The organism is Candidatus Fusobacterium pullicola, from assembly GCA_018883725.1.
Classification (GTDB): Bacteria; Fusobacteriota; Fusobacteriia; order Fusobacteriales; family Fusobacteriaceae; genus Fusobacterium_A; species Fusobacterium_A pullicola.
In genome coordinates, this window is the sequence record JAHLFN010000028.1 from 1 (window position 1) to 14,879 (window position 14,879).

At 31.5% G+C, this 14,879-nt stretch carries 15 protein-coding genes and 3 rRNA genes; 15 read left to right on the plus strand and 3 right to left on the minus strand.

Annotated elements, in window-relative coordinates; translation table 11 throughout:
- The 15 genes from IAA47_03485 to pgeF form a co-directional block, all read left to right on the plus strand.
- A 23S ribosomal RNA gene (locus IAA47_03485) occupies positions 1-177 on the plus strand; the annotation flags it as partial.
- 59 nt (positions 178-236) lie between these two features.
- Positions 237-353 (plus strand): 5S ribosomal RNA (gene rrf, locus IAA47_03490).
- Between the two features lie 21 nt (positions 354-374).
- Positions 375-491, plus strand: a 5S ribosomal RNA gene (gene rrf, locus IAA47_03495).
- A gap of 244 nt (positions 492-735) precedes the next feature.
- On the plus strand, positions 736-1,224 hold the full coding sequence (locus IAA47_03500; GenBank protein ID MBU3842036.1) for an NAD(P)H-dependent oxidoreductase subunit E: 489 nt from the start codon (positions 736-738) through the stop codon (positions 1,222-1,224).
- Between the two features lie 39 nt (positions 1,225-1,263).
- Entirely contained in the window at positions 1,264-3,042 is a 1,779-nt protein-coding gene (locus IAA47_03505; protein ID MBU3842037.1) for an NADH-quinone oxidoreductase subunit NuoF, read from the plus strand.
- 18 nt (positions 3,043-3,060) lie between these two features.
- A complete protein-coding gene (locus IAA47_03510; GenBank protein ID MBU3842038.1) occupies positions 3,061-4,821 on the plus strand; it encodes a [FeFe] hydrogenase, group A in 1,761 nt (586 codons plus the stop codon).
- Positions 4,822-5,146: 325 nt separating this feature from the next.
- Entirely contained in the window at positions 5,147-6,328 is a 1,182-nt protein-coding gene (locus IAA47_03515; GenBank protein ID MBU3842039.1) for a DUF3798 domain-containing protein, read from the plus strand.
- Positions 6,329-6,380: 52 nt separating this feature from the next.
- Positions 6,381-7,973: a sugar ABC transporter ATP-binding protein gene (locus IAA47_03520; GenBank protein MBU3842040.1), complete on the plus strand. Its 1,593-nt coding sequence runs from the start codon at positions 6,381-6,383 to the stop codon at positions 7,971-7,973.
- A 10-nt stretch (positions 7,974-7,983) separates the two neighbouring features.
- A complete protein-coding gene (locus IAA47_03525; protein MBU3842041.1) occupies positions 7,984-9,006 on the plus strand; it encodes an ABC transporter permease in 1,023 nt (340 codons plus the stop codon).
- A complete protein-coding gene (locus IAA47_03530; GenBank protein MBU3842042.1) occupies positions 8,984-10,108 on the plus strand; it encodes an ABC transporter permease in 1,125 nt (374 codons plus the stop codon). The genes IAA47_03525 and IAA47_03530 overlap by 23 nt, the downstream gene beginning before the upstream one ends.
- Entirely contained in the window at positions 10,108-10,476 is a 369-nt protein-coding gene (locus tag IAA47_03535) for a hypothetical protein (GenBank protein MBU3842043.1), read from the plus strand. Before IAA47_03530 ends, IAA47_03535 begins: the two co-directional genes overlap by 1 nt.
- A 137-nt stretch (positions 10,477-10,613) precedes the next feature.
- The gene (locus IAA47_03540; protein MBU3842044.1) at positions 10,614-10,784 is read left to right on the plus strand and encodes a 4Fe-4S binding protein; all 171 of its coding nucleotides are present in this window, start codon (positions 10,614-10,616) and stop codon (positions 10,782-10,784) included.
- 61 nt (positions 10,785-10,845) lie between these two features.
- Positions 10,846-11,130: a Smr/MutS family protein gene (locus IAA47_03545; GenBank protein ID MBU3842045.1), complete on the plus strand. Its 285-nt coding sequence runs from the start codon at positions 10,846-10,848 to the stop codon at positions 11,128-11,130.
- Positions 11,131-11,187: 57 nt separating this feature from the next.
- Positions 11,188-12,201, plus strand: coding sequence for a 3-deoxy-7-phosphoheptulonate synthase (gene aroF / locus IAA47_03550; protein MBU3842046.1), 1,014 nt, complete (start codon positions 11,188-11,190; stop codon positions 12,199-12,201).
- A gap of 2 nt (positions 12,202-12,203) precedes the next feature.
- Complete coding sequence (gene pgeF, locus IAA47_03555) at positions 12,204-12,917, plus strand: peptidoglycan editing factor PgeF (GenBank protein ID MBU3842047.1); 714 nt, start codon at positions 12,204-12,206, stop codon at positions 12,915-12,917.
- Between the two features lie 71 nt (positions 12,918-12,988).
- Here pgeF and IAA47_03560 read toward each other — a convergent pair whose 3' ends face one another.
- From IAA47_03560 to IAA47_03570, 3 genes are read right to left on the minus strand one after another with little or no spacing between them, the layout of a single operon-like run.
- Positions 12,989-13,753 carry a TonB family protein gene (locus IAA47_03560; GenBank protein ID MBU3842048.1) on the minus strand — a complete coding sequence of 255 codons (765 nt, stop codon included), beginning with the start codon at positions 13,751-13,753 and terminating at the stop codon, positions 12,989-12,991.
- Complete coding sequence (locus tag IAA47_03565) at positions 13,746-14,138, minus strand: biopolymer transporter ExbD (protein MBU3842049.1); 393 nt, start codon at positions 14,136-14,138, stop codon at positions 13,746-13,748. The genes IAA47_03560 and IAA47_03565 overlap by 8 nt, the downstream gene beginning before the upstream one ends.
- 8 nt (positions 14,139-14,146) lie before the next feature.
- Positions 14,147-14,761, minus strand: coding sequence for a MotA/TolQ/ExbB proton channel family protein (locus IAA47_03570; GenBank protein MBU3842050.1), 615 nt, complete (start codon positions 14,759-14,761; stop codon positions 14,147-14,149).
- Positions 14,762-14,879: the final 118 nt, after the last annotated feature.

Here is a 14,879-nt window from a genome sequence, read left to right on the forward strand (position 1 = left end):
GCACAGCTGGGTAGTCACGTTTGGAACAGATAACCGCTGAAAGCATCTAAGCGGGAAACTGACTTCAAGATAAGTATTCTTTAAGACTCCTTCGAGCCTAGGAGGTTGATAGGTTGGGGGTGTAAGGGCTGTGAGGCCTTTAGCTGACCAATACTAATAAGTCGAAGTTTTAACCTTAAATTTACTATATAGTTTCAAGTGATCCATTAAATAGAAATATAAAAAGTTAATAATAGTTTGGTGAGAATAGCTATGGGGATACACCCAGTTACATTCCGAACCTGGAAGTTAAGCCCATAAACGCTGAAAGTACTTGGAGGGAAGCCTCCTGGGAGGATAGGAACTTGCCAAACTTAAAATATATATTAATAATGCTTAGTGAAAATAGCTACGGGGGTACACCCAGTTACATTCCGAACCTGGAAGTTAAGTCCGTAAACGCTGAAAGTACTTGGAGGGAAGCCTCCTGGGAGGATAGGAATTCGCTAAGCTTTTTTTATTTTTTGTATTATAAATTTTTACCACAGAGCTAACTAAAAGAGTTAAATATCAAAAAATGATCATATTAAAACGTATTTTTAATCACAAAATATTAAAGAGCTTAGAAAAATCATATAAAATATATCTTGGCTATTTTGTTTAATTTTTATTCAAAAAAAGGTAAAAAATATTGACTTTTTATAATAAAGTGGTAAAATTAGTGTAAAGAATATGTAAGATATGAGGAGGTATAGTATGATATGTAAAGATAATATTGGATTTAAAGAGTTAGAAAATTATATTTCTACATTTGAAGATAAAAAAAGTTCATTAATTATAATACTTCATAGAGCTCAGGAGATATTTGGATATATTCCAGAGGAAGTTCAAGAGTTTATAGCTGAAAAGATAGAGGTTCCAATTTCTAAAGTTTATGGAGTGGTAAGTTTTTATAATTTCTTTTCTATGGTACCAAAGGGGAAATATCCAATCTCTGTATGTACAGGAACTGCTTGCTATGTAAGAGGGGCTGAAAAGATATTAGAGGCACTTCAGAAAGAATTAGGGATAAAATTAGGTGGTGTAACTTCTGATGGACTTTTTTCATTAGATTCTTTAAGATGTGTTGGAGCATGTGGATTGGCACCTGTAATGCTTATAGGAAAAGATGTTCATGGTAAAGTTAAACCAGAAAATGTAAAAGAGATAATAAAAAAATATAAAGATTTAGAAATAGAGAAATAAGGGTTAAGTAGGAATTAAAGGGTAATTTTAGGAGGACATATGAATAAAAAGATTTTGATATGTGGTGGTACAGGTTGTCTTTCATCAAAAAGTAGGGAAATTAAAGAGAATTTAGAAAAAGAGTTAAAAAATAGAAATATAGATGATGTTGAAGTGGTATTGACAGGATGCTTTGGTTTCTGTGAAAAGGGACCTATAGTTAAAGTAGTTCCTGCAAATAACTTTTACATAGAAGTTAAACCAGAAGATGCTAAGGATATTATTGAAATTGATATTATAAATAATAAAAAGGTTGAAAGAATTTTATATAAAGATCCTGTAAGTCAAAAAGCAGTGACTGATTATAAAAAAATGAACTTTTACCAAAAACAGGAGAGAAGAGTTTTAAAAAATTGTGGAACAATAGATCCTGAAAATATTGATGATTTTTTAAAAAATGATGGATATAAAGCTTCTAAGAAAGCAATAAGTGAGATGACAAGAGACTTTGTTATAAAAAATATTATTGATTCTGGTCTTAGAGGGCGTGGAGGAGGAGGATTTCCTACAGGTATAAAATGGGAGATTGCTTCTAAAAACCATGCTGAACAAAAATATATAGTTTGTAATGCTGATGAGGGAGATCCTGGAGCTTTTATGGATAGATCTATCCTTGAAGGAGATCCTCACTCTGTAATAGAGGGAATGATGATAGCTGGATATGCAATTGGAGCTACTAAAGGATTAGTTTATATAAGAGCTGAGTATCCACTAGCTATAGAAAGACTTGAAAAGGCTATAGAGTCTGCAAGAGAAAGAGGTTATTTAGGTAAAAATCTTTTTGGAACAGACTTTGAATTTGATATAGAGATAAAATTTGGAGCAGGAGCATTTGTTTGTGGAGAGGAAACAGCTCTTATACACTCTATGGAAGGGAAAAGAGGAGAACCAACTTCAAAACCTCCATATCCTGCAGAAAAAGGATTTTGGGATATGCCAACTGTCGTTAACAATGTAGAGACATTGGTCAATGTTCCAAGAATAATTTTAAATGGAGTAGAGTGGTTTAGAGAGGTTGGAACTGAAAAATCCCCAGGAACAAAGGTATTTGCTCTGTCTGGAAAGATAAATAATGTAGGACTAGTAGAAGTACCAATGGGAATAAGCTTAAGAGAGATTATTTTTGAAATTGGTGAGGGAATAAAAGATAACAAAAAATTTAAAGCTGTTCAAACAGGAGGACCATCAGGAGGCTGTCTAAACGAAGAGGATTTAGATACACCTATTGATTTTGATAGTCTTGCAAGTAAAGGAGCTATAATGGGGTCAGGAGGAATGGTTGTAATGGATGAAGATGACTGTATGGTTTCTGTTGCAAAATTCTTCTTAGAATTTACTCTTGATGAGTCATGTGGAAAATGTACTCCATGTAGAATAGGAAATACTAGATTGTATGAGATATTGGATAGAATAACAAAGGGTAAAGGAAAGTTAGAAGATCTAGCTTTATTAAAAGAGTTATCTGAATGTATAAAGGCAACTTCATTATGTGGATTAGGTCAAACTTCTGCAAATCCAGTATTATCAACATTGAATAAATTTTATAATGAATATATAGATCATGTAGTTGAAAAGAGATGTACTGCTAAAGCATGTCAAAAACTAGTAACTTATGTTATAACTGATGCTTGTAGAGGATGTACAGCTTGTACAAGAGTTTGTGCTGTAAAAGCTATTGAGGGAAATATAAAAGAGAAACATTTTATAGATCCTGAAAAATGTGTAAGATGTGGTGCATGTATATCAGCTTGTAGATTTAATGCAATTATAAAATTATAGTGGAATAGGTGAAGACATATGAAGATGATAAGACTTAAGATAGATGGAAAATTAGTAGTAGCTCCAGAGGGAACAACTATACTGAATGCTGCTTTAAAGGCAGGAATATATATACCACATCTCTGTTATATGGAGATGAAGGATATAGGTTATAAAAATGATTGTGCTTCATGTAGAATATGTGTAGTACAAGTTAAAGGAATGAATAGATTAATTCCATCTTGTAGTACGCCAATAAAAGAGGGAATGGAAGTAGTAACAAACTCTTCAGAGGTAATGCATAAAAGAAGAGTGGTATTGGAACTTATGTTATCAGATCATCCAAAGGATTGCTTAATATGTGGAAAAAATGGAAATTGTGAATTACAGAAATTAGCAATATCATTTGGGATAAGAGAGATGAGATTTGCTGGAAAAGAGGGAAAACATGATAAACAACACTCTGTTTCAATTACAAGGGATATAACAAAGTGTATCATGTGTAGAAGATGTGAGACAATGTGTGGAGAGATACAAACTTGTGGTATCTTAACAGGGGTAGATAGAGGATTTGATGTAATAGTAAATACTGCTTTTAATAAAAATTTACTGGAAACTAATTGTACTATGTGTGGGCAATGCGTAGCTGTATGTCCAGTTGGAGCTCTTTATGAAACTGATAATACATTTAGACTGGTAGAGGACTTAATGAATCCTAAGAAGAAAGTTATTGTTCAAGTAGCACCTGCAGTGAGAGTAGCTATAGGAGAACTGTTTGGAATAGCTCCTGGAGTAGATATGACTAAAAAATTGACAACAGCTTTAAAAAGATTAGGATTTGATGGAGTATTTGATACTAACTTTGCTGCTGATGTTACAATAATGGAGGAAGCTACAGAATTAAAAGAGAGAATATTAGCAAACTTAAAAGGAGAAAAGGATATTAAATTACCACTATTCACCTCTTGTTGTCCAGCATGGGTAAGATTTGTAGAGCTTAATTATCCAGAATTTAAGGATAATCTTTCTTCAACAAAATCTCCTCAACAGATATTTGGAGCTATAGCTAAAGAGTTTTGGGCAAAGGAAAAAGAGATTGATAAAAAAGATCTAGTTTGTGTTTCTATAATGCCATGTACAGCTAAGAAATATGAGGCTTCAAGAGAGGAGTTTACAAGGGATGGAGTTGCTGATGTAGATTACTCTATAACTACGAGAGAGTTAGGAAGATTATTGAAACAGTATAATATTAACTTATTAGAGATGCCAGATGGGGAGTTTGATTTACCTTTAGGAGAATCTACAGGGGCAGCAGATATATTCGGAAGAACAGGTGGAGTATTAGAAGCTGCTGTAAGAACTCTATATGAATGGATAAGTCATGGTAAATTAGAAAACTTAGATTTTGTTCCTTTGAGAGGCTTTGAGGAAGTCAGAACTTCAGAGATTGAAGTAGAGGGAATTAAATTGAGAGTTGCAGTTGCTCATGGATTGGGAGCAGCTAGAAAATTATTAGAAGAGATAAAAGCTGGAAGAGAGTATTTCGATGCTGTTGAGGTAATGGCATGTAAAGGTGGATGTGTAGGTGGAGGGGGACAACCTTATCACCGTGGAGATTTTGATATAGTTAAAAAGAGAGCAGAAGGACTACAGGAGATAGATTATCATAAGGAATTTAGAGAATCACATGAAAATCCATGTGTAATAGATTTATATGAAACTTATCTAGGGAAACCAAATGGAGAACTTGCTCATAGATTACTTCACACACACTATATAAATAGAAAAATAAAAAAATAAAATAATTTGATAAAAGAGAGTGTTTTACTTTATTTGAGGTAAGTAAAGGTTGAAACCCTCTCTTTTTTTATTTGACATTAAAGAAAAATGAAATTTTTTTTAAAAAAATAAAATTTTTTTCAAAAAAATATATATATAAAACTTTATTTCATATAAAAAATATATAATTAATAGAAAAACTATAATTTTTATTGACAGATGATAAATATAGGTGTATAATCATTGAAAATAGATTTAAAAACTTAAGACACGAGTACTAAAAAAACAGTACTCTTTTTAACAAGGTCTTTATAAGTCTAAAATATTAAATACAGAGGGGGAGAATATGAAGAAAATACTTTTAACTTTTTTTATGTTTGTAGTATCATTATTTAGTTTTTCAGCAAATCCTGATTACCATATTGGAGTTGTAAGTGGAACTGTATCACAATCAGAAGACAGTTTACGTGGAGCTGAAGAATTAATTAAAATGTATGGTTCAACTGATAAGGGTGGAATGGTTACTCATGTAACTTATCCAGATAACTTTATGCAAGAGATGGAAACAACTATATCACAAATGGTAGCTCTAGCAGATGATCCAAAAATGAAAGCTATCATAGTAGTAGAAGCTGTACCTGGAACTGTTGAAGCGTTTAGAAGAATAAGAGAAGCAAGACCAGATATATTACTTGTTGCTAACTCACCACATGAAGATCCAGAGATTATAACTGAAGTATCAGATTTAGTAACAAATCCAGATAATGTGGCAAGAGGATATTTAATAGTTAAAGCAGCTAAAAATATGGGAGCAGATAAATTTATGCATATCTCTTTCCCAAGACACTTAAGTTATGAATTATTATCTAGAAGAAGAAATATTATGGCAGAAGCTGCTAAAGATTTAGGAATGGAATTTATTGATGTTTCAGCTCCAGATCCTGTAAGTGATGTTGGAGTAGCAGGAGCTCAACAATATATATTAGAGCAAGTTCCAAACTGGCTAAATAAATATGGAAAAAATGTAGCATTCTTTGCAACAAACGATGCTCATACAGAACCTTTATTAAAAAGAATAGCTGAAGATGGTGGATACTTTGTAGAGGCAGATTTACCATCACCTACAATGGGATATCCTGGAGCTTTAGGAATTAAATTTACTGAAGAGGAAAAAGGAAACTGGCCAAAAATTTTAAAGAAAGTAGAAGATACAGTTGTAGCTAAAGGTGCTGCAGGTAGAATGGGAACTTGGGCATATTCATATAACTTTGCTTCAGCAATTGCATTAGGAGATCATGTAAGAAATGTAATTGAGAATGGAGTAGATATTGTGGATTTTGATGCTATAGTAACATCATATAATAAATTTACTCCAGGAGCAGAGTGGAATGGAAGTAACTATGCTGATGTAAATGGAGTAGAAAAAGAAAACTTCTATTTATTATACCAAGATACTTATGTTTTAGGAAAAGGGTACTTACATATGACAGATGAGGAAGTACCAGCTAAATATTTTGAAATAAAATAATAAGGTGAGGGGAACATTTCTCCCCTCATTTTTAATTAAGGGGTGAAACGTTTTGAACGAAATATTATTAAAAATTGAAAATCTTTCTAAATCATTTGGAGAAAATATAGTATTGAAAGATATAAACTTAGATGTAAAACCTGGGGAGATAGTTGGACTAGTAGGAGAAAATGGAGCAGGAAAATCAACACTGATGAAGTGTATATTTGGTATGCCTGTGATATCTGAAACTGGAGGATATGGAGGAAAAATATATTTTGATGGTAAAGAAGTAAATTTTACTTCTCCATTTGATGCCTTGGGTGTAGGTATAGGAATGGTACACCAAGAGTTTTCTTTAATACCAGGATTTAGAGCTTCTGAAAATGTGGTTTTGAATAGAGAGTCAACTTTAAATAGTTTTTTAGAGGGAGTTTTTGGTTCTAGAATAAAAGCCTTAGATAAAAAAGAGATAGATGAACGTGCAAAGGGAGCTCTTTCAAATTTAGGAGTAGATATAAAATCTAATACAGTAATTAGTGAGATGCCTGTTGCTCATAAACAATTTACAGAGATAGCTCGTGAAATTGAAAGAGAGAATACAAAACTTTTGGTGTTAGATGAACCAACAGCTGTACTTACAGAAGAGGAAGCAAAGGTATTGCTAGAGACTATGAGAAAACTTTCTGAAAGAGGAATAGCAATACTATTTATAACTCATAGATTAGATGAGATACTATCTGTATGTGATAAGGTAGTAGTATTAAGAGATGGACTTTTAATCAACTCAGTAGCAACTAAGGATACAAATGTAAATGAGATAACAGAGTGGATGATCGGTAGAAAAATGGAAGGTTCTTCTCAAGATAACAAAGTTAAAGAGGAACCAAAGGAAACAATAATATCTATCAAAAATCTGTGGGTTGATATGCCAGGAGAGGGAGTAAAAAATCTTTCATTAGATATTAAAAAAGGAGAGATTTTAGGTCTTGGAGGAATGGCTGGTCAAGGAAAAATAGGAGTAGCCAATGGAATAATGGGACTTTATGATGCTAGAGGAGAGGTTACTTTTAAAGGTGAGAAGATAAACTTAAATACTCCAGTTGAACCATTAGAGAAAGGGTTATTCTTTGTATCAGAGGATAGAAAAGGAGTAGGGCTATTATTGGATAGTTCTATAGAGGACAATATAGCTTATCCAGCTATGCAAATAAAGAAGATGTTCTTCAAAAAAGCTTTTGGAATTTTCAATATAGCAGATGAAAAAGCTATAAAAGAGAATGCTTTAGAGTATATAAAAAAATTAGAGATTAGATGTATGGGAGAGAAGCAAAAGACTCAAGAGTTAAGTGGAGGAAATCAACAAAAGGTATGCTTAGCAAAGGCATTTACTATGAATCCAGAGGTTTTATTTGTATCAGAACCAACAAGAGGAATAGATGTAGGAGCTAAAAAATTAGTTCTTGATACATTAAAAGAGTATAATAAAGAGAAGGGAACAACTATTATAATCACATCTTCAGAAATAGAAGAGTTAAGAAGTGTATGTGATAGAATAGCGATTATAAATGAAGGAAAAGTAGAGGGAATACTACCACCAACAGCAGATATATTAGAGTTTGGTAAAATGATGGTTGGAGTTAAGAAGGAGGCAGGAAATGAATAGTATAAACAAATTGATAAAAGAGGCAGGGTGGCCAAGAATAATAATAGCACTATTTCTTTTATCTATGTATATAGTGTCTCCATTCATAGGAATAAATTTAAAATCAGCTTTAGGTGATACTTTAGTAAGATTTGGAATGAATGCTATCTTGGTACTTTCGTTAGTTCCAATGATACAATCAGGGACAGGACTTAACTTTGGTATGCCACTTGGAGTAGAGGCAGGACTTTTAGGAGCAGTAATAAGTATTGAATTAGGACTAAAAGGTGTGCTTGGAGTATTTGGAGCAATAGTTTTTTCTCTTCCTTTTGCTATCTTATTTGGATGGTTATATGGACATATTCTTAATAAAGTAAAAGGTGGAGAGATGATGATAGCAACATATATAGGATTCTCATCAGTTGCATTGATGTGTATAATGTGGTTAATTCTTCCGTTCAAGAGTCCAGATATGATATGGGCTTATGGTGGAGAGGGATTACGTACAACTATAAGTGTTGAAAACTATTGGCACAAGGCTTTTGAAAAGTTTTTACATATAAAAAGTGAATTACTACCTGTAGGAGAGATAGCTTTCTTTATAATACTAGCTTTCTTTATATGGATATTCTTTAGAACAAGAAGTGGTTATGCTATGAAAGCAGTTGGTACAAATGATATGTTTGCAAGAGCTACAGGAATAAATATTGATAAAGTAAGAATTCAGTCAGTAATTATGTCAACAGTTCTATCAGCGGTTGGAATAATAATATATCAACAAAGTTTTGGATTTGTACAATTATATTTAGCACCATTTTATATGGCATTTCCAGCAATAGCTGCTATTCTTATAGGTGGAGCTTCAGTTAATAAGGTTACAATAGCTAATGTTATAGTAGGAACATTCCTTTTCCAAGGAATACTTACAATGACTCCAAGTGTTGTAAATGGACTTATTAAGACAGATATGTCGGAGACAATAAGAATAATAGTATCTAATGGTATGATACTATACGCTTTAACAAGAAAGGATGGTGCTGGAAGTGGAAAATAAGATAAAAAAGTTTTTAATAAATAATATGGTACCTATATTTATGATAATTGTAATAGTAGCTTCAATTCCTATATCGGGACTTAGTATGGAGTATATTATACAGGAGATTATCTTGAGATTATCTAGAAACCTATTTTTAGTTTTATCTCTTTTAATACCAATTATAGCTGGAATGGGACTTAACTTTGGTATAGTTTTAGGAGCTATGGCTGGACAGTTAGCTCTTATATTTATAACAGATTGGCAAATAGTAGGATTACAAGGATTTTTTCTAGCAATTATAGTATCTTTACCATTGGGAGCATTAATGGGACTGATAGGTGGAGTAGTTCTAAATAGAGCTAAGGGTAGAGAGATGATAACATCTATGATATTGGGATTTTTTATCAATGGAGTATACCAACTTATTGTTCTTTATGGAATGGGAAAAGTAATACCTATAACTGATACATCAATTCTTTTATCTAGAGGGTATGGAATAAGAAATGCTATAGATTTAAAGAATATAAGAAGAGCTTTAGATGATGGAATAGTTTTACATATTGGAAACTTTTCAATCCCAATATTAACTATGTTAGCTGTTGTTCTTTTCTGCCTATTTATTGTATGGTTTAGAAAAACTAAATTAGGACAAGATATGAGAGCGATAGGACAAGATTTAGAAGTATCTAAATCAGCAGGAATTGCAGCAGATAGAACAAGAGTTATAGCTATAGTTATATCTACAATGTTAGCAGCGATAGGACAAATTATTTTCCTACAAAATATTGGAACGATGAATACTTATAACAGCCATGAGCAAATAGGTATGTTCTCGATAGCAGCTTTACTTATTGGAGGGGCTAGTGTTGCTAAAGCCTCTATACCAAATGCGTTAAGTGGAGTTATACTATTCCATGCAATGTTTATTTTAGCACCAAGAGCTGGAAAAGAGTTAATTGGTTCTGCACAAATAGGAGAGTATTTCAGAGTATTTGTATCTTATGGAATAATAGCTTTAGTACTTATAATGCACCAATGGAGAAGAGAGAAGGAGAAAGCTGAAGAGAGAAGAAAGGCTTTAGAAATAGCACAAAATAATAGTAAAGGAGAGGATAAATAATGAAGATGGTAAGAAACTGGATAATTCTTATAATAGTAGTTATTGGAATCTCTATAGCACTTTTTATTACTGGAAGATTACATAGTGTATATTTTGAAAATAAGACTAAAGATGGGTATGTAGCAATAAATGATATAGCTTATTCATTAAATGGAGAGAAAGCTAAGAAAGTAAGAGTTAACAGAAGAGGAATGGGAGAAGTAAAAGGAAGAACCCATGAATTAGTAGTAACTTTTAAGGATAAGGCAGGAAAAGAGCATGAGATAAAGAAAACGATAACATTGGGAGCTACAGAGAACGTAATTATCTATTTACCAGTATTAGTAGGAAATGGAGAAAATTGGATAGAAGAATTTACAGCAAAATAAGTTTTGGTATCAAAATATTAGTGTAAACAAGTAATTAATATTTTTTAAATTATACTTGACAAAATTTAAAAAATATTATAAACTTTATTTAAGTAAATTAGAAGAAAGAATTTTTAAAACTTTTAGGAGGGATTTGAATGCACGTAATAGATAAAGATACTTGTATCGGATGTGGAGCTTGTGAAGGAACTTGTCCAGTAGGAGCTATATCAGCAACTGACGATGGAAAATTTGAAATCGGAGAAGCTTGTGTAGACTGTGGAGCATGTGCTGGAGGATGTCCAGTATCAGCTATATCTGCTGAGTAATTAAGTTATCGAAAGAGTCCGAATGGACTCTTTTTTTTTTACTTTTTAGGAGGACGTATTCATGTATAATGAGATAGATTTACATCATATGAATTTTGATGATGCTCTTAGAGTATTTATTACAAAGTATAACTCCTTGTATAAAAGAGGAGAAAGAAGAGAGATTATGGTAATACATGGGTATGGTTCAAAATTTTTAGATAGTACTCCTGTAATAAGAACTAAAATAAGAGAGTATTTTCAAAGAAATAGAGATTGTGTTAAGATGAGATTGGATATGAATCCAGGAGTTACCTATGTTATGCCATTAAAACCCCTACCTTTACCTAAGAAAAAGAAAAGATAGTACTTTAAAAAAATGGAGTAAAGTTGTATAATTTAAAGAAATGATTAGGAGAACACTATGTATATAAAAACTAAAAAAGATATAGGTGAAAAAGAAAAAAAAGAGATTTTAAATTTTCTTCAAGATAATAAACTTGGAAGTATTATTTTAAAAGAGTGTGATTACTATAAAATAGGAATAATTGGGGACAAAAAAAATGTTGATTTAGATAGATTATTATCCTTTGACGGAGTAGATGAGTTAGTTTCAATAGGAAAGAGCTATAAGTTTGTAAGTAGAGAGTTTAAACCAGAGGATACAGTAATAGATATAAAAGGGAGAAAAATAGGGGGAGGAAACTTCCTTATGATGGCAGGACCATGTGCTATTGAAAGTAGAGAATCTATATTTGAAATAGCTGAAAGAGTTAAAAAAGCTGGAGCCCAAGTACTAAGAGGGGGAGCTTTTAAGCCAAGAACTTCTCCATATGATTTCCAAGGACTAGGAGAAGAGGGATTAAGATATATGAGAGAGGCAGCAGATAAATATGATATGTTGGTAGTAACGGAAGTTATGGATGCCAGTGATATCCCTTTAATAAGCAAATATGCTGATATATTCCAAGTTGGAGCAAGAAATATGCAAAACTTTTCTCTTCTAAAAGCTTTAGGAAAGTGTGGGAAGCCAATTCTTTTGAAAAGAGGATTGAGTGCTACAATGAGAGAATTACTTATGGCAGCAGAATATATAGTTGCTTATGGAAATAGAGAAGTTATACTTTGTGAAAGAGGGATAAGAACCTTTGAAACTATAACAAGAAATACAGTTGATATAAATGCAATTCCTCTATTAAAGGAGAAATCTCATCTTCCTATAATTATAGATGCTAGTCATGGGACAGGAAGACGTAGTTTAGTTGAGCCTGTAACCCTTGCTGGAACTATAGCTGGAGCAGATGGGGCTATGGTTGAGGTACATGAGAATCCAGAGTGTGCAACATCAGATGGAATGCAGTCTCTATACTTTAATGAGTTTGAAAAATTAATGAGAAATCTTAAAAAAGTTTTAAAATTGAGAGATGAGTTGGAGTAGTTATGTTTTTAGATAAAGATAGGTATGTAGAGTTGAGTGAATGGAAGAGTTTAGGAGTAGCTGCTATATATACCAAAAAAAATTATGGAGATATTAGAGAGTTAGATAAAGAGAAAATTTTATCTGATTTCTCATTAGAAGGAAAATATTTAGTTTCTGGATTTCAGACTCATAGTGATAATATAGCTATAATAGATAGTTTAGAAAAATTATATTTTGAAGATACAGATGGTTTTATAACAGATAGAGATGATGTTGTAATTCTTACTAAATATGCAGATTGCTTACCAATATATTTTTATGATGCTAGAAAAGATGTAATAGGAGCAGTACATTCAGGGTGGCAGGGAAGCTATAAAGAGATTGGAAAAAAAGCTATAGAACTTATGATTAAAAGATATGGTTGTGAACTAAAAGATATTAAAATTGCTTTTGGTATTGGAATTTCTCAAAAAAATTATGAAGTAGGTAGAGATTTTTTTGAGAAATTTAGAGCTAAATTTTCATCAAATATAGTAGATAAAAGTTTTAAAGAGATAAATGGGAAATTTTATTTTGATAATCAGAGATTTGTTTATGAAAATTTACTAGAGCTGGGTATACCAAAAGAGAATATTATAACAAATGATAGATGTAGTTACGATGAGGAGTTTCATTCTTATAGAAGAGATAGAGAAATATCTGGTAGAAATGGAGCTTTAATATATAAGTTATAAAAATTTTAAACCCCTTAAGAGTTAGATATAATTCTTAAAGGGTTTTTATATTTTATAATTAAATGATTACTCTACTTTTTAGGTTCAAATACGAAATCCTTAGTAAAATAAACCTTAATATTTTTATTTTTGTAATATATTGGATTAAATTTCCATTGTTTTAGAGCTTTTTGAACTTCATCATCAAAACCAAATTTTTTATGAGATTTAGTGATTTCAATTTTCTCGATTTCTCCATTTAATCCAACTAAAAATCTAGCTGAAACAACAACTTTATTTCTATATTTTATTCTTTCAGCTTGAATAGGATAACTAGGATCAATCTGTTTTGCTATTTGATAGTAAATTCCTTCAGATGAACCAGCAGTCCAAACTCCATCAGTTCCAATTGAAAAATTTCCGTTAGTAGCTAGATTTTCATCTACATTAGCACTATCTACTGTATTAGCTACATTTTCTACTGGAGGAGTAATTGGTTGCTTTAAAGGAATTTGCTTTTCTATATTCTCTTTTGGTTTCTTTTTCTCTTTTTTCTTCTTATCTTTTATTTTACTTTTTACTTCTGGTTTAATTATCTCTTTTTTAGGTATCTCTTTTACTTCAGGTTTGCTCTCTTCAATTTTTGGTTGCGGTGGAAGTGGAGCAGGATTAACTTTTGGGGCTTTAATTGTTCTTACTTGAACAGATACTGGCCCTATTGGGCCAGGAGAACCCTGAATTAAAGGAGTATCTCCTTTAACTTGTGAAGTTTTAACTATAAATAGTGCAAGATGTATAAGGATAGCAATAATAAAGAAATAAATAATATTGATTTCGCCTTTTTTTCTATTACTCATAGAAATTTATTCCTAAATTTTCTACACCGCAATTTTTTACTTTTGCTACAGTATCAATGATAATCTGATATTTAAGATCTTTATCACCAGATATTGTAACTTCCTTAACTCCGTTTAAGATATTTGGAAGATTATTTATATCAATAGGCTCACTTTTACCATTGATATTTATAAAATAGTTCTCATTTTTATCTATGATAATCTCGATACTTTTATTATCTTCAGACTTTGTAGTAACATTGGCACTAGGAAGATCAATATCAATTCTTCCATATTTATCAAAAGTAGTTGATACCATAAAGAATATAATAAGTAAAAATACTATATCAATAAACGGGGTCATATCCATAGGAGTAACTCCTCTTTTTTTTCTGAATCTTCCCATAGTATCACCTATTTTTTACCTGTAAAAATATTTATAATTATAGTAGTTATTTTATCAATATCCCCCTCAGCATTCTCTATTTTTTTAGAAAATATATTATAAGCAAATACTGTAGGAATAGCAATAAATAATCCACTAGCAGTAGTAATAAGAGCTTCTGATATCCCACCAGCGACGATAGTAGGGTCTCCAGCTCCAAATGTAGCTAGATTTTTAAAAGCTTTTATCATACCAGTAACTGTCCCTAGCAATCCAACCATAGTAGCAGTGTTACCAATAAGTCCTAATAGATGTAATCTTTTTTCAAGAGCACTAATCTCATCGAAAGCAATCTCTTTTAAAAGTTGATCATAGTAGTGGAAATCTCTATTTTTTTCACAACGACTTAAAAATCCTTTAACTACATATCCAACAGAGTTTTTTTCTTTATCACATATAGAGATAGCTTTGTCAATATCTCCATTTTGAACTTCTCTAATTACATCTCTTTCAAAGTTTTTATTATGGTTTCTCTCTCTTTTGAAAAAGAAAAAGGCTCTATCTAAGATAATAGTTAAAGCAGTAATAGACATCAGTAAAAGAAGCCACATTAATGGACCTCCAGCATTCATATAGTACATCATAATAAGTTATCCTCCTTAAAATCTCTTATATCTAAAATTTAGTTTTACAAAATAATTTTAAAAAAATTAGGATACTTATTTTATAAGTATCCTAAAAGATAATACTATTATTTTACAA

Coding starts and splice junctions, on each gene's coding strand:
- IAA47_03500 (MBU3842036.1), top strand. CDS start 736: ATGATATGTAAAGATAATATTGGATTTAAAGAGTTAGAAAATTATATT.
- pgeF (MBU3842047.1), top strand. CDS start 12,204: ATGTTTTTAGATAAAGATAGGTATGTAGAGTTGAGTGAATGGAAGAGT.
- aroF (MBU3842046.1), top strand. CDS start 11,188: ATGTATATAAAAACTAAAAAAGATATAGGTGAAAAAGAAAAAAAAGAG.
- IAA47_03510 (MBU3842038.1), top strand. CDS start 3,061: ATGAAGATGATAAGACTTAAGATAGATGGAAAATTAGTAGTAGCTCCA.
- IAA47_03560 (MBU3842048.1), bottom strand. CDS start 13,753: ATGAGTAATAGAAAAAAAGGCGAAATCAATATTATTTATTTCTTTATT.
- IAA47_03540 (MBU3842044.1), top strand. CDS start 10,614: ATGCACGTAATAGATAAAGATACTTGTATCGGATGTGGAGCTTGTGAA.
- IAA47_03545 (MBU3842045.1), top strand. CDS start 10,846: ATGTATAATGAGATAGATTTACATCATATGAATTTTGATGATGCTCTT.
- IAA47_03515 (MBU3842039.1), top strand. CDS start 5,147: ATGAAGAAAATACTTTTAACTTTTTTTATGTTTGTAGTATCATTATTT.
- IAA47_03505 (MBU3842037.1), top strand. CDS start 1,264: ATGAATAAAAAGATTTTGATATGTGGTGGTACAGGTTGTCTTTCATCA.
- IAA47_03570 (MBU3842050.1), bottom strand. CDS start 14,761: ATGATGTACTATATGAATGCTGGAGGTCCATTAATGTGGCTTCTTTTA.
- IAA47_03530 (MBU3842042.1), top strand. CDS start 8,984: ATGGTGCTGGAAGTGGAAAATAAGATAAAAAAGTTTTTAATAAATAAT.
- IAA47_03535 (MBU3842043.1), top strand. CDS start 10,108: ATGAAGATGGTAAGAAACTGGATAATTCTTATAATAGTAGTTATTGGA.
- IAA47_03565 (MBU3842049.1), bottom strand. CDS start 14,138: ATGGGAAGATTCAGAAAAAAAAGAGGAGTTACTCCTATGGATATGACC.